We start from the raw sequence: 17,326 nt of genomic DNA on the forward strand, positions 1-17,326 counted from the left end.
TATAGCCAATGCGTTTTAACGATTTCTTGATTCTGCGCTAATAATTACCTTGCAAATTATTTATCCCATGGAGCATGCAATGAGCAAAAGAGAATTGGGCCGTTCGGGCATTCAGGTGCCGGCATTGACCTTCGGCGGCAATGTGTTTGGCTGGACGGCGGATCGCGAGACGTCATTCAGCCTGTTGGACGCGCTGGTGGAAAACCAGCTCAATTTCATTGATACCGCCGACGTCTATTCGAGCTGGGCGCCGGGCAATCAGGGCGGCGAATCGGAGACCGTGATTGGCGAGTGGCTGAAAAAAAGCGGTAAGCGTGACCAGGTGATTATCGCCACCAAGGTGGGCAAGCCGATGGGCGAAGGCAAACAGGGGTTGTCGCCGCGCTACATCCAACAGGCGGTGGAAGACTCGTTGCGCCGCCTGCAGACCGACTATATCGATCTCTATCAATCGCACGACGATGACCGGGACACGCCGCTGGCGGAAACCCTGGCCACGTTCGATGCGCTGATCAAGGCCGGTAAGGTGCGGGCGATAGGCGCTTCCAATTATCAGGCCGATCGCCTGGAAGAGGCGCTGAACGTGAGTGAGCGTGAGGGGCTGGCGCGCTATGAAACCCTGCAACCGGAGTACAATCTGTATGCGCGCGAAGGATTCGAAAAAGAGCTGGCGGCGGTGACGCAACGCCACGGCCTGGGGGTGATCAACTTCTTCTCGCTGGCCAGCGGCTTCCTGACCGGCAAATACCGCAGCGCGCAGGATGAGGGCAAAAGCCAGCGCGGGGACCGCATTGTGGCGCAATATCTCAACCCGCGCGGTTTCCGCATTTTGGCAGCGTTGGATCGGGTGGCGGAAAAACACCGCTCTTCGCCGACGCAAGTCTCGCTGGCCTGGTTGATTGCCCGGCCGGGCATCACTGCGCCGATCGTCAGCGCTACCTCGTTAAAGCAACTCGATGAGCTGATCGCCGCTACCCGGCTGCAACTGGACGCCGACGACATCGAGGTACTGAACGAAGCCAGCGCCTGGTAATACGGATTGCCGGGCGGTAATTTTGCTCTATCCTGAATGGGTCAATGTGACCCATTCAGGGAGCAACAATGCAAAGCGATATTATCAACGACCTTGCCGCGTTGGAGCAGCTGTACGGCAAACCCGCCGCGCCGTCGGTATTTAAAGAAGTCAGTTACATTCATCCGATCTACCGCCCCTTTATCGACGCTGCGCCCTTTGCCGCGTTGTCCACCGTTGGCCCGGACGGGATGGACGTCTCCCCACGCGGCGATCCGCCCGGTTTTATTCATATCGAAGACGAGAAAACCCTGCTGCTGCCGGACCGGCGCGGCAACAACCGCATCGACAGCCTGCGCAATATCCTGCACGACAACCGGGTGGCGCTGCTGTTGCTGATCCCCGGTATCGGCGAAACGCTGCGGATTAACGGCCGCGCGGAGATTGTTGTGGCGCAAGAGGTGCTGCAACGCTTCGCCCACCGCAAAATGCTGCCGCGTTCGGTGCTGCGCATTCATGTGGAGGCGGTGTTTTTCCAGTGCAGTCGGGCGATATTGCGCTCAGGGCTGTGGAACGAAGCCAGTCACCTTGAACGTTCGGCGCTGCCCAGCACCGGCAACATTCTGGCCGAGGTGAGTAAAACGCAGTTTGACGGCGACGAGTACGACAGCGCACTGCCGCAGCGGTTGCTGGATACGCTGTATTAGCGCGGCGCGGCGTTTAACAAGGCCAGCAATCGGGCGAGGCAGCTTTCCACCGGTTGGCCGGCGGTATCGATGCGGGCCACCGGCGTGGCCCAGGGCGTATAGTCATGGCCGATAACGCTCTGCCAACCGGGGAGTTTCAGCCCGGCGATATCCCCGTCGCGGGTTTCCACCCGGCGGCGGTGTTCGGTGCTGTCGGAACAGTAGACTTCAATATCAAAGCAAGCGGTGCCGGCCCGTTGCGCCACGCTATGCCAGGCAGCTCGCGTCACCGGCAGCGGGTTGACCGAGTCGGCAACCACCCGGTGGCCCAAACGCAGGTTGTCTTCGGCCACGCCATAAGCGGCAAAGTAACCGGCCGGCCCAATGTCGCCCGCCAGCATGCCGCTGTTGCGGACCGCCTGTTCGATAGTGTCTATGCGCAGATGGATGGCCGGCAGCGTGGCTGCCAGCGCTCGCGCCAGTGTGGTTTTACCGCTGCCCGGTAGCCCGGAAAAAACGATCAGCATTGCTGTGCCCGCCATTGTTGCCGTCCCAGCCGATACACTACATGGTTTTGCAGCGGATGGCCCTGCGGCAAGCGCGGGTGCAGGAAACTTTCGCCGTTGAACGTCATGCCGATACGCGCCATTACCCGGCGCGAAGGTTGGTTGACGGCGGCGGTAAAAGACACCACTTCATCCAGTTGCAGCGAGTTAAAGGCGGTAGCCAGTACCGCCCTGGCCGCTTCGCTGGCGTAGCCGTTGCCCCAATGGGGGGCCGCCAGCCGCCAGCCTATCTCCACGCAGGGGGAGCAGGGCAGATCGTCCGCCGGCATCGCCAGCCCGACAAAGCCGATAAAAGGCGCGCCGCCTTTCACTTCCACTGCCCAAAACCCCCAGCCATGCCGGTGCATAAACCGGCGGATGTTGTCGGCCTGGGCGTGGCTCTGATCGGCGGTCATCACCGAGGGGAAATAACGCATGACTTGCGGATCGGCATTGAGGGCGGCAAATGCCGGCAGGTCTTCGTCGCGCCAGGCACGCAACCGCAGCCGAGCGCTTTCAGGGGTGAGTATTTCAGACATCACTGGCCTCCAATGGCCGGGGTGCGGCAGGCCGCACCCACGGGCAATTAACGGAACAGCGTTTGCGCCCAGCGCGCCAGCCCGGCGGTAACCGAGCCGAAGTCGTTGCCGCCGACGATAGGAATGCCAGGCAGCTGTTGTTGCAGTGCGGCGCGCAGCAGCGGTGAGCGCGCGCTGCCGCCGGTGAGGTAAATCACCTCCGGCGCGGTCTGGCTGCTGGCCAACGCGGCGCTGACCTGTTCCTGAATGCGCAACAGCGGCTGCGAAATGGCCTCAGCAAGCTGATCCTGGCTGATGGTTTCCGCCAGTTCCGGTTGGACGAACGCCAGCGGCGCGTTGGTGGTTTGCTGTGCGGACAGGGCGATTTTACTCTCCTCCGCCGCGCGCACCAAACGGTAGCTCAGACGTTGCTGGTGGACTTTCAGCAGGCGCTTGACCTTTTCCGGCTCGGCGGCGTCGCGGATCAGATCCCGCAGCATGCGGCCGTTGGCGGCGCTGTAGAAGTCGATCTGCGCCGGCACGTCGTTGGTGGCCACCGCGTTCCAGTAAGGCAGCGCAGGCAGGGCGATGCCTTTTTCGGTTTCGCCGCCCATACCGAACAGCGGCATCAGCTGTTTGAACGCCAGCATAATGTCCAGATCGTTACCGCCGACGCGGCAACCGCTGTGCCCCAGCAGGCTCTGCTGGCGATCGGCGCGATCGCGCCATTGCGGCCCCATCAACAACACCGAACAGTCGGTGGTACCGCCGCCGATGTCCACCACCAGCACGGTTTTCTCTTCGCCCAGCGTGGCTTCGAAGTCCAGACCCGCCGCTACCGGCTCGAACTGGAATTCAATATCCTTAAACCCGGCGCGTTCGGCGGCGCGTTGTAAAATGCCTTGCGCCTGCCGGTTGGCGTCTTCACCGGCGATGCCCTGGAAGTTGATCGGGCGGCCAATGACCGCCTGGCTGATGCTGCTCTGCAGCACGTTTTCCGCCTGGCGTTTGATGTGGAACATCATGGCGCACACCAGATCTTCGAACAGCGCGATCTGTTGCGGCTTCAGCCCGTTGGCGCCGAGGAAGGATTTCGGCGAGCGGACAAAATAGACTTCTTCCGGATCTTCAACGTAGTGCGCCAGTGCCTGCAGGCCAAATTGCACGCTGTCGCTGCCGACCGGAATGTCTTCTTCGCGGTTGTAGTTGATCGCCCGGCGCAGCAACTGCTGGTTCTCTTCGCTGCCGGTCGGCACCTGCCAGTGGCGGTGCAGGCACTCGCTCACCGCTTCGCGCGTCGGTGCGCACAGCATCGACGGCAGGTAAGGATCGTTGTTTTCCAGCGTCAGCAGCTCGGGGCCGTTGTCACGCATGACTGCGACGGAACAGTTGGCCGTTCCGTAATCGAATCCAATAAACATGTCTTTCCTCTCTCCCCATGCCAATGAAGGGGGGCGACTTTACCCGAGTCCCGGCCCCCGGGCAACGTGCGTGCGCTTAACTGACGAAAAATTTAGCGGAGCGGGCGTCGCTATGCTTAACTTAGGCTTCCTGTCTTGATGTCCGAATCCCGCACGTCAACGCGCCAGCCGAGCCGCATAATGAACAAAAAACTGACCCCGAGCGTTGCCATGAAAAACCAGCAACAGGCCCTGTATGACGCATTGAGTGCGCGCGATCGCAAATTTGACGGCCGCTTTTTCGTCGGCGTGTCGTCGACCGGCATCTATTGCCGGCCGGTGTGCAGCGCCCGCACGCCGAAAATCGAAAACTGCACTTTTTACCCCAGCGCGGCGGCGGCGGAACTGGCAGGGTTTCGCCCCTGCCTGAAGTGCCGGCCGGAACTGGCGCCGGGACTGGCGTTGATCGACCTCGGCAACCGCTATGCGCAGGTGGCGGTGCAACTGATTGAACAGGGCTATTTGTCCGAACACAGCTGCGAGCAACTGGCGACGCGGCTGGGGATTTCCGATCGCCATCTGCGGCGTATCTTTGCCGATCAGTTTGGCGCATCCCCGATTGATTACGCTCAGTCGCACCGGTTGTTGCAGGCCAAGCGGCTGCTGGCGGATACCGACCTGCCGTTGAGCGAAGTGGCGTTTACCGCCGGTTTCGGCAGCCTGCGGCGGTTTAACGAATTGTTCAAGGCGCGCTATCGCCTGATCCCCTCTGCGCTGCGCAGCCACAGTGGCCGCAATGAGCGTACCGTCGCCAGCGGGCTGGTGTTTCATCTGGCTTATCGCCCGCCGTATGACTGGGCGCGCATGCTGGGCTTTTTACAGACGCGCGCGGTGAGCGGCGTGGAAAAAGTGCAGGATCAACAGTATTTGCGGTCGATCGCCGTCACCCTGGGCGGGGTGGAGTATCGCGGCTGGGTCAGCGTGCAGCCGGAAGAGGCGCATAATCGGGTGCGGGTGGAAATTGCGCCGGCGTTGAGCCGGGCGACCACCGAGGTGCTGCGGCGCATTCGCCAGCTGTTTGATTTGGACGCGGCACCGGATCTTATCGCCAATGCGTTGGGGACATTAGCCGCTGATGCGCCGGGCCTGCGGCTGCCTGGCTGCGTCAACAGTTTCGAACAGGCGACCCGCGCAGTACTGGGGCAATTGGTCAGCGTGAAGATGGCAGCCACCTTTGCCGGACGCATGGCCGAACGTTGGGGAACCCCGCTGGAACAGCCTTACGGCGGCATTACCCATGTGTTTCCCACTGCCGAACGGGTGGCTCGGTTGCTGCCTGAAGATCTGCGCCCGCTGGGGGTACAGCTCAAACGCGCGGCGGCATTGATTGCCATTGCGCAGGCGGTCACCGAAGGGCGGTTACAGTTAGATAACGTGCTGGATATTGAGCAGGGGATCGCGGCGCTGACCGCGCTGCCGGGTATCGGCAACTGGACGGCGAGCTACATCGCCATGCGCGCCTGGTCATGGCCGGACGTATTTTTAGCGGGGGATTATCTGATCAAGCAGCGCTTCCCCGGCATGACGCCGCGCCAGATTGAACGCTATGCCGAACGCTGGCGGCCATGGCGTTCCTACGCCACGTTGCATTTGTGGCATAACGACGCCTGGGCGCCGTTAACGGAGACTGCCGGGTAAGGGGTTACTCTTCAGAGGGGATCAGCGCCAGCAGGCTGCTGATGCCTTCGCGCATCAGAAAGCTCAGCAGCTTTTCGCGTTCGCTTTCCGTCAGGTGGTAGTAATACTCAATCCACACCGTCAGCGGTGGCTGGCGTTCCAGTTGGTAAACCGCGGGCTCCTCTTGCAGCGTCAACAAGCTGCGTGCGCCGATGGGCAGGCTGTTGATATGGTATTCCACGGCCTTGCCTTGTACGCCTTCCCGGCGGCGGCTGATCCAGCCTTCGCGTCGGGCCTTCAAATTTATTCCCTGTGGTGAGGTGGGTAATCCTGCAATGCCTGTAAGCTCCCTGGCGGCGAACCACTCATTTTTCATAGCCATTATCCCTGGGCAATCGCGCACAAAGACGGTTTGCAAAACAGCCTGACTGGCGTTTTCGATCGCCGTCCGGCGATGTCATGTTATTCAAACGATTAATCTTTACTCGTTAGTTATACCATTAACTCAAGCTTGGCTAAGCAAAAAAGATCGGCAGGGTCGGCCAAAAAGGTGACAGGCATCGGGGAGTCGGTGGAGAGCGTACTTTGCGGCGGGAATGAGGCGAGGCATTGGCAAGGGAAGGGGGAGTATAACGCGGTCATTAATGAGCGAACGTTAAAGCCGGCGCAGGCGCCGGCGATAAAAAATCAAAGCAGGAACAGCGTAGCCAGACCAAGGAAAATAAAGAAACCGCCGGTGTCGGTCAGCGCGGTGATCAAGACGCTGGAGCCCACTGCCGGATCGCGGCCCAGCTTGAGCATGGTCATCGGGATCACCACCCCCATCAGCGCCGCCACCAGCAGGTTGAGGATCATCGCCAGCGTCATCACGCCGCCCATCGCCCAGTCTCCGTACAGCAGCCAGGTGACCACCCCCATAATGCCGCCCCAGACGACACCGTTGATAATCGCCACCCCCAGCTCTCTCAACATCAGGCGGGAGATATTGCCCACCTCGATCTGGTGCAGCGCCAGCGCGCGGACGATCATGGTGATGGTCTGGTTACCGGTGTTGCCGCCGATGCCGGCGACGATCGGCATCAATGCCGCCAGCGCCACCAACTGCGAAATGGTGTGTTCAAACATGCCGATGACGCGCGAGGCGATAAACGCGGTACACAGATTGATAGCCAGCCACGCCCAGCGAGTTTTTACCGCTTTCATGACCGGGGCAAACACGTCTTCGTCCGGGCTCAAGCCCCCCATGCGGCGCAGGGTGGTGTCGCTTTCCTCGTTGACCACGTCGACGATCTCTTCAATGGTCAGGCGGCCCATCAGCTTGCCCTTGGCGTCGACCACCGGGGCGCTGATCAGGTCATAACGTTCGAACGCGCTGGCGGCCGCCTCGGCTCTGTCTTCCGGCAGGAAACGGGTGGGATCGCTGTCCATCACGTCCTGCACCGGGGTTTCCGGGTCGTTCAGCAGCACGGCGGTCAGCGGCAACTCGCCCAGTAGGGTATTCTTGCGATCGGTGACAAAGAGTTTGTCGGTAGCCGCCGGGATGGTTTTACGCAGGCGCAGGAAACGGTGTACCGCCCCGAGCGTGACGTCCGGGCGCACCGTGACCAGCTCAAAATCCATCATCCAGCCGACGGTGTCCTTGCCGTAGTGGATCATCTCACGGACCTGCGCGCGCTGATCCGGCTCGAGCGAGGTCAACAGGCGGCCCATCAGATTACGCGGCAGATACTGCGCCAGATAGGCCTGTTCGTCCACGTCCAGCGTTTTGATCGCCTTGAGCAGGTCTTTATCGCTCATCTCTTCGATCAGGCTGTCCCACACCGGTTCGGCCACTTCCACCAGCGTCTGGCCGCGCTTGCCGTTGCCTACCAACCGCCACAGCGCCAGGCGTTCGTCCTGCGGCAGGGCTTCCAGCAGATCCGCGAGGTCAGCGGCGTGCATGTCGTCCAGCAGGCCGGTGATTTCGGCGGTCTGGTTCAGCAATTCGGTTTTGCTGAGCGCATTTTCATCCCCCGGCCGACCAAGAATGCCATCGACCAGGTCTTTATTGTTTAACAGCAGTGAAAGAATGCGCTGGCGATATTCAGCGACTTTTTTAACGTTATGCGTTGCGACTGACATGGTATTCCTTACTGGCACTCAGTGGTCCTCACAGACAATCTCTACCCAAGATAGAACATAGTGAATGCCGGCGTCATTTTTATGAAATGGATACAGGCGCTGAGGAATAAGTAAGGGGCCTGGCATACCCAACAGGTGTTGGCAGGCGGCAGGCTGCTTAACTATTCGGTCGCCCTGCGTATTGATGGCACCTTGCCGTTTCAGGGGGAGCCGTCCCGGTTTTCTTCGCGGATCTCCGTGGTGTTCTGGGCGGGTGCGAGTTTTTTTTCCTGATGATGGGGCACCGCAACCACGGCGGCATACAGCAGACGGCCGACTAAAATGATAAAGCTGATCAACAGCACTATCTTTGTCATTTGTCCGGTGGTTTTTTTACGCATATATCACCCGGCATGCCGGTTTCCTGTGCTATCTGGTGCTGGAAATTGTAACCGGAATTCTAGAAGGGGATGACAAAAGTTGTCCATTTATTTCCGGCGTAAGCCGCCGGGCATTGCAGCGTCGTTTAGGATAGGGATTCAGCCGCTTCGGCGTTTAACGCGCCCCCACCGCAGGGTGGGGGCGACGGACTCAGGCAGAGCGTTTCTCGTCTTGCGAGCCTTCTTCTTCAATCATCAGTTTCCAGCCCACTACGTCGTTCCAGTAGGCTTGCTCACGTTCGAAATCCAGCTGCACCAGGTTATTCTGCGCCAGGTAGCCGGCCGGGAAGCGCAACGTCCAGTGGTTATCGTCGGTGCTAAGACGCAACGTCTCTGGCGTGGTGGTCGACTGGCGCTGGTTGTTGAGCAGCGCACCCAGACGCAGCAACTGGATCAGCGGCAGATAATACTTTTTCTTGAACAGGTTCAGGCGCGGCAGCTCTTCGAGCTTGATGCCCTTGCGGTGGAAACGCACCAGCGCCGCCAGCAGCAATTGCTGTTCCTGATGGAAACCCGGCAGGTTGGTGTTCTGCAGAATATAGGCCGAGTGGCGATGCATGCCGCTGTGGTTGATGCTTAGCCCCACTTCATGCAACATTGCGGCCCACTTCAACAGCGCTTCCAACTGCGGATTCGCCAGTTTGGTGTTTTGCGCCATCCACTGTGCATACAGCAGCTCGGTGGTTTCCAGCACCCGTTTGGCCTGTTCACGGTCAATATTGTAGTGATCGGCCAGGCTTTTGGCGGTGCGGCTGCGGATATCCTGATGGCGGAAACGGCCTTCCATTTCGTACAGCACGCCTTCGCGCAGCGCGCCGTCGGAAAGGCGCAGATCGCGGATTGCCAGCGCATCGAACACGCCGCACAAGATCGCCAGACCCGGCACAAACACCGACTGACGGTCTTCGGATAACCCCGGCAGGCTCAGCGCGCTGAAGTTTTTAAACTGCAGTACCTGTTCCGCCAGCATCTCCAGCCGCTCCAGGGTGATCAGGCCGTCTTTTTCGCCCATCTCCACCAGCACTTCATGTGCGGCCTTGATGGTGCCGGACGCGCCAAGCGCATACTGCCAGCCCTGAATGCGGTATTGCCAGGCCAGGGTCTCGAGCTTCTGCGCCGCCGCCAGGCGTGCGCGCTTGAAGTTGTTTTTGCTGATTTCGCCGCCGGGGAAGAACAACTGAGCGAAGCTGACGCAGCCCATGCGGCGGCTTTCCGCCAGCAGCGGTTCAAAGTCTTCGCCGATCACCAACTCGGTGGAGCCGCCGCCGATGTCGATCACCAGCTTGCGGCCTTTTTCAGGCTGCGTGTGCTCCACGCCCATAAAGATCAGGCGCGCTTCTTCCTGCCCGGCGATGATTTCAATCGGATAGGGGATCACCTTGGCCGCGCGTTTGAGGAACACTTCCGCGTTAACCGCCTGGCGCAAAGTATGGGTGCCGACGATGGTGACGTTATCCGCCGGGAAGCCTTGCAGCCGTTCGGCGAACAGCGCCAGGCAGGCAAGGCCGCGTTCTATTGCCTCTTCACTGAGCACATTGTTGCTGTCCAATCCATCGGCGAGGTGGACCCGCTGTTTTAAACGGCCCAACACCTGTAAGGCGCCGTTGACGACGCGGGCGATCACCATGTGGAAGCTGTTCGACCCAAGGTCGATGGCAGCGATTTCCTGCGGTTTGTTCGTTGCAGTGCTTTTTAGCGGCATAGTGGCTGGCCTACTGTCCTGGTTGTTCCAGAGCTTTTAAATACTCATAAATGGCAACCTGAGCGCGTACTTTACGGCGGTTGCCGCGCGGCACGTACTGGTTGCTCAGTTCTTTATCGAGGTAACGGGCCTTGACCGTGTCGCTGAACAGGATTTCCAGAATATCCAGAACCCGTTGTTTCAGCGTTGGATCCAACAGCGAGACCGCCACTTCTATACGGTAATCTATGTTACGGGTCATCCAGTCGGCAGAGGACAGATAGACCAGTTTGTCACCTTTGTTGTCGAAAACGTAAACCCGATCGTGTTCCAGATAGCGGTCGACGATGCTGATTATCTGAATATTGTCACTGATCCCCGGCAGGTTGGGAATCAAAGAACACATACCCCGGACCAACAGGCGGATTTTTACGCCGGCGCCGGAGGCGGTATATAACCGATCTACCAGCCCTTTATCCACCAGATTATTGATTTTCAGCATAATGCCGGCCGAATGCCCTGCCTGGGCGTTGGCGATTTCCTGGTCGATCAATTCGTACAGCTTCAGGCGCGAGTTTTGCGGCGACACCATCAGATTGTCGAAGGTAACCGGCCGGTACGGGTTCTCGATAAAGTTGAACACCCGGCGCACTTCATTGGTGATGCGCGAGTCGGCGGTCAGCAGTGAATAGTCGGTGTAAATGCGCGCGGTTTTCTCGTTAAAGTTACCGGTGCCGATATGAGCATAGCGCACAATATCGTCGCCTTCACGGCGCGAGATCAGGAACAGTTTGGCGTGGATTTTCAGCCCTGGCGCAGAGAAGATAACGTGCACGCCGGCTTCGGTCAGACGCTTGGCCCAGTGAATATTGGCCTCTTCATCAAAACGCGCCTGCAGTTCCACCACCACCGTGACCTTTTTGCCGTTGTGCGCGGCGTGGATCATCGATTCGATAATGCGCGAGTCTTTCGCTACGCGGTAAATATTGATTTTGATCGCCAGCACGCTGGGGTCGAACGACGCCTGGCGCACCAGTTCCAATACGTGCTCGAAGGTATGGTATGGGTAGTAGAGCAATACATCCTGTTCGCGGATGGCGTCAAAGCCGTTGCGGAATTTATCGAACCAGATGTGGCGCAGGCGCGGCAGTGGCTTATTGACCAGATTAGCTTTACCGACGTTCGGGAAGCCGATGAAATCTTTAAAGTTATGGTAACGGCCGCCGGCGATCACCGAATCATAGTTGGAGATGCCGAGCTTGCCGCGCAGCAGTTCCACCATTTCGTTCGGCATGTCGCGCTGATAAACGAAGCGCACCGGTTCGGCGGTGAGGCGCTGTTTCAGGCTGGAGGACATCAGTTCCAGCAGGCTGGATTCCATTTCTGTCACCAGGTCATATTCGGCGTCGCGTGTCATTTTCATCGAATAGGCGTTGAGCGCATCGTAGTCGAAGAAGCCCTTGAAGATATCGTCCAGGCAGTAACGCAGAATATTGTCCAGCAAGATCATAGGCTTGCGGCGGCGCGGCGCTTCCGGCGGCAGGTTGACGAAGCGCGGCACTTTATCGGACGGGATCTCCAGCAGCGCATATTCGATGTGCGTGCCGCGGATAATCTCTACCGCCAGATAGGTGTAATCGTCTTTCAGGAATTGCACCAGGTTGGTGTCGTGATTGATCAGGATCGGGGTGATGTGTTGGCGCAGATGCTGCTTGAAGTATTGGCGCAGCCAAGCCTGCTGGTTCTCCGACACCTGGCGTTCGTTGATCAAGAAGATCTGGTTGCGCGCCATTTCCAGCAGCAGATCGTTATACAGGCTGTCGAATTCCTGATCGGTTTTTAATACCTTGGCCTGGATCTTCTTCAGTAAATGGCGTGAAGCGCCGCCGGAGCCTTGTTCTTCGCTGATCAGGATGCGTCGTTTGAGATCGGCAAAGCGGACCTTATAGAACTCGTCGAGGTTATTGGAATAAATGCCCAGAAAACGCATGCGCTCAATCAGGGGATTGCTCTTATCTGCGGCTTCCTGCAACACGCGTTCATTAAAGGATAACCAGCTTAATTCTTTTTCGATGTAGAGCTTTTCCTGACCCATTGCCACTCCAGTTCAATTTTAGAAAAGGACCCGGGACGCGCCCCAAAAGCCCGTACTCTGCGTTGCCGGGCTTGAACCCAGGCCCGTTATGCTCGATACCCTCAACCTCGATTACCGGCTTTTGGGTCTGCGACGTTGCCACGACCTGTTTCGGGACACAGCCTATTGTCCTTGATCATTATTGCGAGAGATTGACAGGAAAGTCCAACATATCCATTGCGTTGCCGCGGGGCATTTTGCGGTATGAAAAATATTTTTGCGGCGGTGGAGCCGCGGGCCAACATAGCCCACTATAAAATAGCGACTATGAGTTTTTATGCCTTGCTATATGACTAGTATCGCCATAATTTTTCAGCAATATAGGGAGTATATAGTGATTACGATTGGCGGAATAATCCAATTGATTGACGGGTAACTTTGTCATGCAAACGTCATAAAACTGACATAAGATGCCCGGTTATTCTATGGCGCAAGCCCGATCACACCAGCGACAGCGAGAGACATGGCACAGACTACGGTAAACCAACATCCCCGGGATCGCCTGCGCGCGCGCATCGACCGTAGCGTGCAGGCGGCGGTGACCGTCAGCGGGTTGCTGGTGCTGATGACGCTCATGCTGATCTTCGTTTACCTGCTGTTTGCGGTGTTGCCGCTGTTCAAACCGGCAGCGATGAGCAAGGCGCAGCCGCTGGCGATTACCTCTACAGTACCTGCGCTGGCGTTGGGCATGGATGTGCAGCAGCGCATCGGTTACCGCATTGATGCGCAGGGCGTGGGCCAGTTTTACAGCCTGACGCCGCAACAGGGCGCTGGGGCCGGCGAACCGCTGGCGCAGCAACCGCTGCTGGCCAAACCGGCGTTGCTCACCCAGGCTGCGGGCGAACGCGACCTGTTTGCTTTGGCACAGGCCGATGGCCGGTTTATCGTCGCCAGCGCGGACTTTGCGGCGGCAGGAACGGCGGTGCCGCAGTGGGCGTTTCCTCTTGGGGTACGGCCGCAGGCGCTGGATCGACGGGGCCGCCCGCTGACGCTGCTGACGCTGGCCGAGGCGCGGCGGGGCCAGTACTTGCTGGCCGGGGTCACCGACGATAACCGGTTGGTGTTTGGCCGTTTCGGTAACGACCTCCCGCCGCAGTTGAGTGAAAGCGCGCTGGAGAGTGCGCCGCAGCAGATTGTACTGACTCCGGACGGCCGTCAGCTGTACCTGCTGGCGGGTAACCGCCTGGCGCGCTACCAAATTAACGACACCCAGCTGCAACTGAAAGAAACGCGCATCCTCGGCGAGCATTCTCCTTATCGGCTGACGGCGTTGCCCGGCGGCAGTGCGCTGTTGATCGCCGCGGCCGACGGCAGCGTGCGCGAATGGTTCGACGTGGAAAAGAACCGGCGCTGGCAACTGACGCCGGTGCAGCATTTCGAGCACAGCGCCGAGCCGCAGGATTTGCTGGTGGCCGAGCCTTATCGCCGGGTATTTGCTACCCTGCGGCCTGATGGCGGTTTCTCGCTGTTTTCCAGCATTCAGCCGCAGCCGTTGCTTAGCGGCAGGCTGAGCAGTGGCGTTCAGCAGATGGCGTTCGCCCCGAGCGGCGACGGCCTGCTGCTGGAAACGACGCAGGGCTGGCAGCACTATGCGATTGATAACCCTTACCCTGACGTGACCTGGCGTTCGCTGTGGCACAAGGTATGGTATGAGAATTACCCTGAACCGGCCTACGTGTGGCAATCGACCTCCGGGGAGGACAGCTATCAGGCCAAATTCAGCCTGATGCCGGTGATTTTTGGCACCTTCAAGGCGGCGAGTTACGCGATGCTGTTCGCTATCCCGCTGGCGCTGGCCGGGGCGATTTACACCGCTTATTTCATGTCGCCCGGGCTGCGGCGGGTGATCAAGCCGGCTATCGAGGTGATGGGCGCGTTGCCGACGGTGGTTATCGGGCTGGTGGCCGGTATCTGGCTGGCACCTGTGATTGAACATTATTTGCTGGCGGTGCTGTCGCTGCCGGTGCTGCTGGCGGTAGCGGTGTTGGCCTGTGGCGCCTTGGTGAACCGGTTTGCGCCGTGGCGGTTACCACCAGGTTTCGATCTGCTGATCCTGCTGCCTTTGATGCTACTGACCGTCTGGCTGACGTTCAGCGTTGGGCCGTGGCTGGAAGTGAAACTGTTCGGGGAACCGTTGCATTTCTGGCTGGGCGATGATTATGACCAGCGCAACGCGCTGGTGGTCGGTGTGGCGATGGGGTTTGCGCTGGTGCCGATTATTTTCTCGCTGGCGGAAGACGCCTTGTTCAGCGTACCGGCGACCCTCAGCCAGGGATCGCTGGCGTTGGGGGCGACCCAGTGGCAAACCGTGATACGGGTGGTGCTGCCTTCGGCCAGCGCCGGTATTTTCTCGGCGCTGATGATCGGCTTTGGTCGGGCGGTGGGCGAGACCATGATTGTGTTGATGGCCACCGGCAATACGCCGATTATCGACGGCAGCCTGTTCCAGGGCCTGCGTGCGCTGGCGGCCAATATCGCGATAGAAATGCCCGAGGCGGTAGCCGGCAGCAGCCATTACCGGGTGCTGTTCCTTACCGCATTGGTGCTGTTTATTTTCACCTTCGTGTTCAATACGCTGGCGGAGGCGATTCGCCTGCGTCTGCGTAAACGCTACACCCTGAATCAGGAGGCGCCATGAAGCACTGGGTGAGGAGCGGCTCGCCGTGGATCTGGCTGACCGCCGGTTCGGTGACCGTTAGCTTGCTGGCGTTGATCGGTATCATGCTGCTGCTGGCCGGGCAGGGGATGCGCTATTTCTGGCCCAGCCCGGTGTACCAGTTTGAGCTGAATCAGAGCGCGGCCGGCCCGGTGATGATGATCGGCGAGCTGTACCAGCAGCAGAGCATTCCGCGTCGCCAGTTGCAGGAGTCCGGCGTTGCGCTGCCGCCGGGGGCGGCGCAGAGCGTCGAACGCTATCTGATTAAAATCGGCAACCGCGAGAGCGAAGGGCAGGACTTCCGCACGCTGCTGGCCAGCGATATCTTGCGGCAGAGCACGCCGCGCGATCTGCTGGTGCTGGAACGTAATAGCAATGGCACCGCTTATGGTTATTTGGCGGGGATGCTGGAAGATGGCCAACCCTTGACCGGGCGCAATATCAACCAGGCGTTACAGCAGCGTTTGCCGCAGATTGCCGCGCTTTCGCGGCAGGCGCATGACATTCAATTTCGCGATATGGCGCGTATCAATCAAAGGTTCGATACGCTGCGCCTGCGCGAAAAGAGCCTGCAGCGCGATGACAAACTGGACGCTCGTTCGCAGGCGTCCATCAGGGTTGAAAGGCTGGAGTTGCAACGCCAGTATCGGCAGTTGTCCGAGCGGCTGGAAGGCTTGAACCGCGATCGCCAGCGCGATGCGCTGTTGCTGCGCGATATGCACGGGCAGATTCATACCATTGCGCTCAGTCAGGTGCGCGATGCCTGGTATCCCAATGCGATGAACACCGCTCAAAAGCTGGTGCATTGGGCCGAGCAGGTGAAGAAGTTCCTCAGCGACAGCCCGCGTGAGGCCAATACCGAAGGCGGCGTGTTCCCGGCGATTTTCGGCACCGTGCTGATGGTGATCCTGATGTCGATGGTGGTGATGCCGTTTGGCGTGATCGCCGCCGTTTATCTGCACGAATACGCCGGCAATAATCTGCTGACCCGGCTGATCCGCATTGCGGTGGTCAATCTGGCCGGCGTGCCGTCGATTGTTTACGGCGTGTTTGGCCTGGGGTTCTTCGTTTATATGATTGGCGGTACCCTCGATCAGCTGTTTTACCCGGAGTCGCTGCCCAACCCGACCTTCGGTACGCCCGGCGTGCTGTGGGCGGCGTTGACGCTGGCGCTATTGACGCTGCCGGTGGTGATCGTGGCTACCGAAGAAGGGCTGTCGCGCATTCCCGCTACGCTGCGCCAGGGGTCGTTGGCATTAGGCGCCAGCCGTGCGGAAACGCTGTGGCGCATCGTTCTGCCGATGGCCGCACCGGCGATGATGACCGGCCTGATCCTGGCGGTGGCGCGCGCCGCCGGGGAAACGGCGCCGCTGATGCTGGTGGGCGTGGTGAAATCCGTGCCGGTGCTGCCGGTGGACGATATTTTCCCGTATCTGCATCTGGAGCGGAAGTTTATGCATCTGAGCTTTCAGATTTACGATATGGCCTTCCAGAGCCCGAGCGTGGAAGCCGCGCGGCCGCTGGTGTTCGCTACGGCGTTTCTGCTGGTGGCGATTGTGGTGGGGTTGAATCTGGCGGCGATGGGCATCCGCCATTCGCTGAGGGAGCGGTACAGAGCATGGTCGCAGTAACAATGACATTATTTCTGGGGAGTGCGTAATGGGTTTGATGACGCCAGGCAGTTTGCCCCGGCTGGATGTCCAGCATCTTGATGATGAACATACCGCGCTGGCGGTGAACGGCCTCAACCTGTTTTATGGCGAGAAACAGGTACTGCACGATATTTCGCTGCGTATTCCCAAGCACCGCGTTACGGCGCTGATCGGCCCTTCCGGTTGCGGTAAGTCGACGCTGCTGCGCTGCTTTAACCGCATGAACGATTTGGTGGATAACTGCCGGATCGACGGTGAATTGCAGCTCAACGGGCAGGGCATTTCCGGCACGCAGATCGACGTGGCGGCGCTGCGGCGGCGGGTCGGCATGGTGTTCCAGCGCCCTAATCCGTTTCCGAAATCGATTTATGAAAACGTGGTTTATGGCCTGCGGCTACAGGGCGTGCGCGACCGGCGGATCCTGGACGAGGCGGTGGAGCGTTCGCTGCGCGCCGCAGCGCTGTGGCACGAGGTCAAGGATCGGCTGCGCGAGAATGCGTTCCGGCTTTCCAGCGGCCAGCAGCAGAGGTTGGTGATTGCGCGGGCGATAGCCATTGAGCCGGAAGTGCTGTTGCTCGATGAACCGACCTCGGCGCTGGATCCGATCTCTACCCTGACCATCGAAGAGCTGATCTCCGCGCTGAAACAGCAGTACAGCGTGGTGCTGGTTACCCACAACATGCAGCAGGCGGCGCGGGTGTCCGATTACACGGCGTTTATTCACCAGGGGCAACTTGTGGAATACAACGCGACCGACGATATCTTTACGTCACCGCGCCAGCGCCGCACCGAGGATTATATTACCGGGCGTTACGGTTAAGGATT

Annotated in this window: 14 protein-coding genes; 6 read left to right on the forward strand and 8 right to left on the reverse strand. The window is 59.4% G+C overall.

Features of this window, described 5'->3' with window-relative positions; all coding sequences use genetic code 11:
- The first annotated feature begins 79 nt into the window (after positions 1-79).
- Both V2S86_RS01075 and V2S86_RS01080 read left to right on the forward strand, forming a co-directional pair.
- Positions 80-1,033, forward strand: a complete 954-nt coding sequence (locus V2S86_RS01075) for an aldo/keto reductase (RefSeq protein WP_330760864.1) — start codon at positions 80-82, stop codon at positions 1,031-1,033.
- A gap of 68 nt (positions 1,034-1,101) precedes the next feature.
- Positions 1,102-1,719 carry a pyridoxamine 5'-phosphate oxidase family protein gene (locus V2S86_RS01080; protein WP_330760865.1) on the forward strand — a complete coding sequence of 206 codons (618 nt, stop codon included), beginning with the start codon at positions 1,102-1,104 and terminating at the stop codon, positions 1,717-1,719.
- Here the strand turns inward: V2S86_RS01080 and V2S86_RS01085 are convergent.
- Genes V2S86_RS01085 through yegD form a run of 3 tightly spaced genes read right to left on the reverse strand, consistent with a single transcriptional unit; the run spans position 1,716 to position 4,182 of the window.
- The gene (locus V2S86_RS01085) at positions 1,716-2,225 is read right to left on the reverse strand and encodes an AAA family ATPase (protein ID WP_330760866.1); all 510 of its coding nucleotides are present in this window, start codon (positions 2,223-2,225) and stop codon (positions 1,716-1,718) included. The two genes, V2S86_RS01080 and V2S86_RS01085, sit on opposite strands and share 4 nt — an antisense overlap.
- Positions 2,219-2,782 carry a GNAT family N-acetyltransferase gene (locus tag V2S86_RS01090; protein WP_330760867.1) on the reverse strand — a complete coding sequence of 188 codons (564 nt, stop codon included), beginning with the start codon at positions 2,780-2,782 and terminating at the stop codon, positions 2,219-2,221. The genes V2S86_RS01085 and V2S86_RS01090 overlap by 7 nt, the downstream gene beginning before the upstream one ends.
- 47 nt (positions 2,783-2,829) lie before the next feature.
- The gene (gene yegD / locus V2S86_RS01095) at positions 2,830-4,182 is read right to left on the reverse strand and encodes a molecular chaperone (protein ID WP_330760868.1); all 1,353 of its coding nucleotides are present in this window, start codon (positions 4,180-4,182) and stop codon (positions 2,830-2,832) included.
- Between the two features lie 180 nt (positions 4,183-4,362).
- Here yegD and alkA point away from each other — a divergent pair, with 180 nt between their 5' ends.
- On the forward strand, positions 4,363-5,859 hold the full coding sequence (gene alkA, locus V2S86_RS01100; RefSeq protein ID WP_330760869.1) for a DNA-3-methyladenine glycosylase 2: 1,497 nt from the start codon (positions 4,363-4,365) through the stop codon (positions 5,857-5,859).
- A gap of 4 nt (positions 5,860-5,863) precedes the next feature.
- Here alkA and V2S86_RS01105 read toward each other — a convergent pair whose 3' ends face one another.
- The 5 genes from V2S86_RS01105 to ppk1 form a co-directional block, all read right to left on the reverse strand.
- Positions 5,864-6,214, reverse strand: coding sequence for a DNA-binding protein (locus tag V2S86_RS01105; RefSeq protein ID WP_330760870.1), 351 nt, complete (start codon positions 6,212-6,214; stop codon positions 5,864-5,866).
- Between the two features lie 311 nt (positions 6,215-6,525).
- Positions 6,526-7,959, reverse strand: a complete 1,434-nt coding sequence (gene mgtE / locus V2S86_RS01110; protein ID WP_330760871.1) for a magnesium transporter — start codon at positions 7,957-7,959, stop codon at positions 6,526-6,528.
- A gap of 200 nt (positions 7,960-8,159) precedes the next feature.
- Positions 8,160-8,339, reverse strand: a complete 180-nt coding sequence (locus V2S86_RS01115) for a YfgG family protein (protein ID WP_330760872.1) — start codon at positions 8,337-8,339, stop codon at positions 8,160-8,162.
- A 190-nt stretch (positions 8,340-8,529) separates the two neighbouring features.
- Positions 8,530-10,080, reverse strand: coding sequence for an exopolyphosphatase (gene ppx / locus V2S86_RS01120; RefSeq protein WP_330760873.1), 1,551 nt, complete (start codon positions 10,078-10,080; stop codon positions 8,530-8,532).
- A 10-nt stretch (positions 10,081-10,090) separates the two neighbouring features.
- Positions 10,091-12,154, reverse strand: coding sequence for a polyphosphate kinase 1 (gene ppk1 / locus V2S86_RS01125; protein WP_330760874.1), 2,064 nt, complete (start codon positions 12,152-12,154; stop codon positions 10,091-10,093).
- 502 nt (positions 12,155-12,656) lie between these two features.
- Between ppk1 and V2S86_RS01130 the strand changes: the two genes are divergently transcribed.
- Genes V2S86_RS01130 through pstB form a run of 3 tightly spaced genes read left to right on the forward strand, consistent with a single transcriptional unit; the run spans position 12,657 to position 17,321 of the window.
- Complete coding sequence (locus tag V2S86_RS01130; protein WP_330760875.1) at positions 12,657-14,831, forward strand: ABC transporter permease subunit; 2,175 nt, start codon at positions 12,657-12,659, stop codon at positions 14,829-14,831.
- Positions 14,828-16,480, forward strand: coding sequence for a phosphate ABC transporter permease PstA (pstA, locus tag V2S86_RS01135; protein WP_330760876.1), 1,653 nt, complete (start codon positions 14,828-14,830; stop codon positions 16,478-16,480). The genes V2S86_RS01130 and pstA overlap by 4 nt, the downstream gene beginning before the upstream one ends.
- A 28-nt stretch (positions 16,481-16,508) precedes the next feature.
- A complete protein-coding gene (pstB, locus tag V2S86_RS01140) occupies positions 16,509-17,321 on the forward strand; it encodes a phosphate ABC transporter ATP-binding protein PstB (protein WP_330760877.1) in 813 nt (270 codons plus the stop codon).
- The last annotated feature ends 5 nt before the right edge of the window (positions 17,322-17,326 follow it).

The sequence above is a fragment of the Serratia sp. C2(1) genome (genome assembly GCF_036352655.1).
GTDB lineage: Bacteria > Pseudomonadota > Gammaproteobacteria > Enterobacterales > Enterobacteriaceae > Serratia > Serratia inhibens.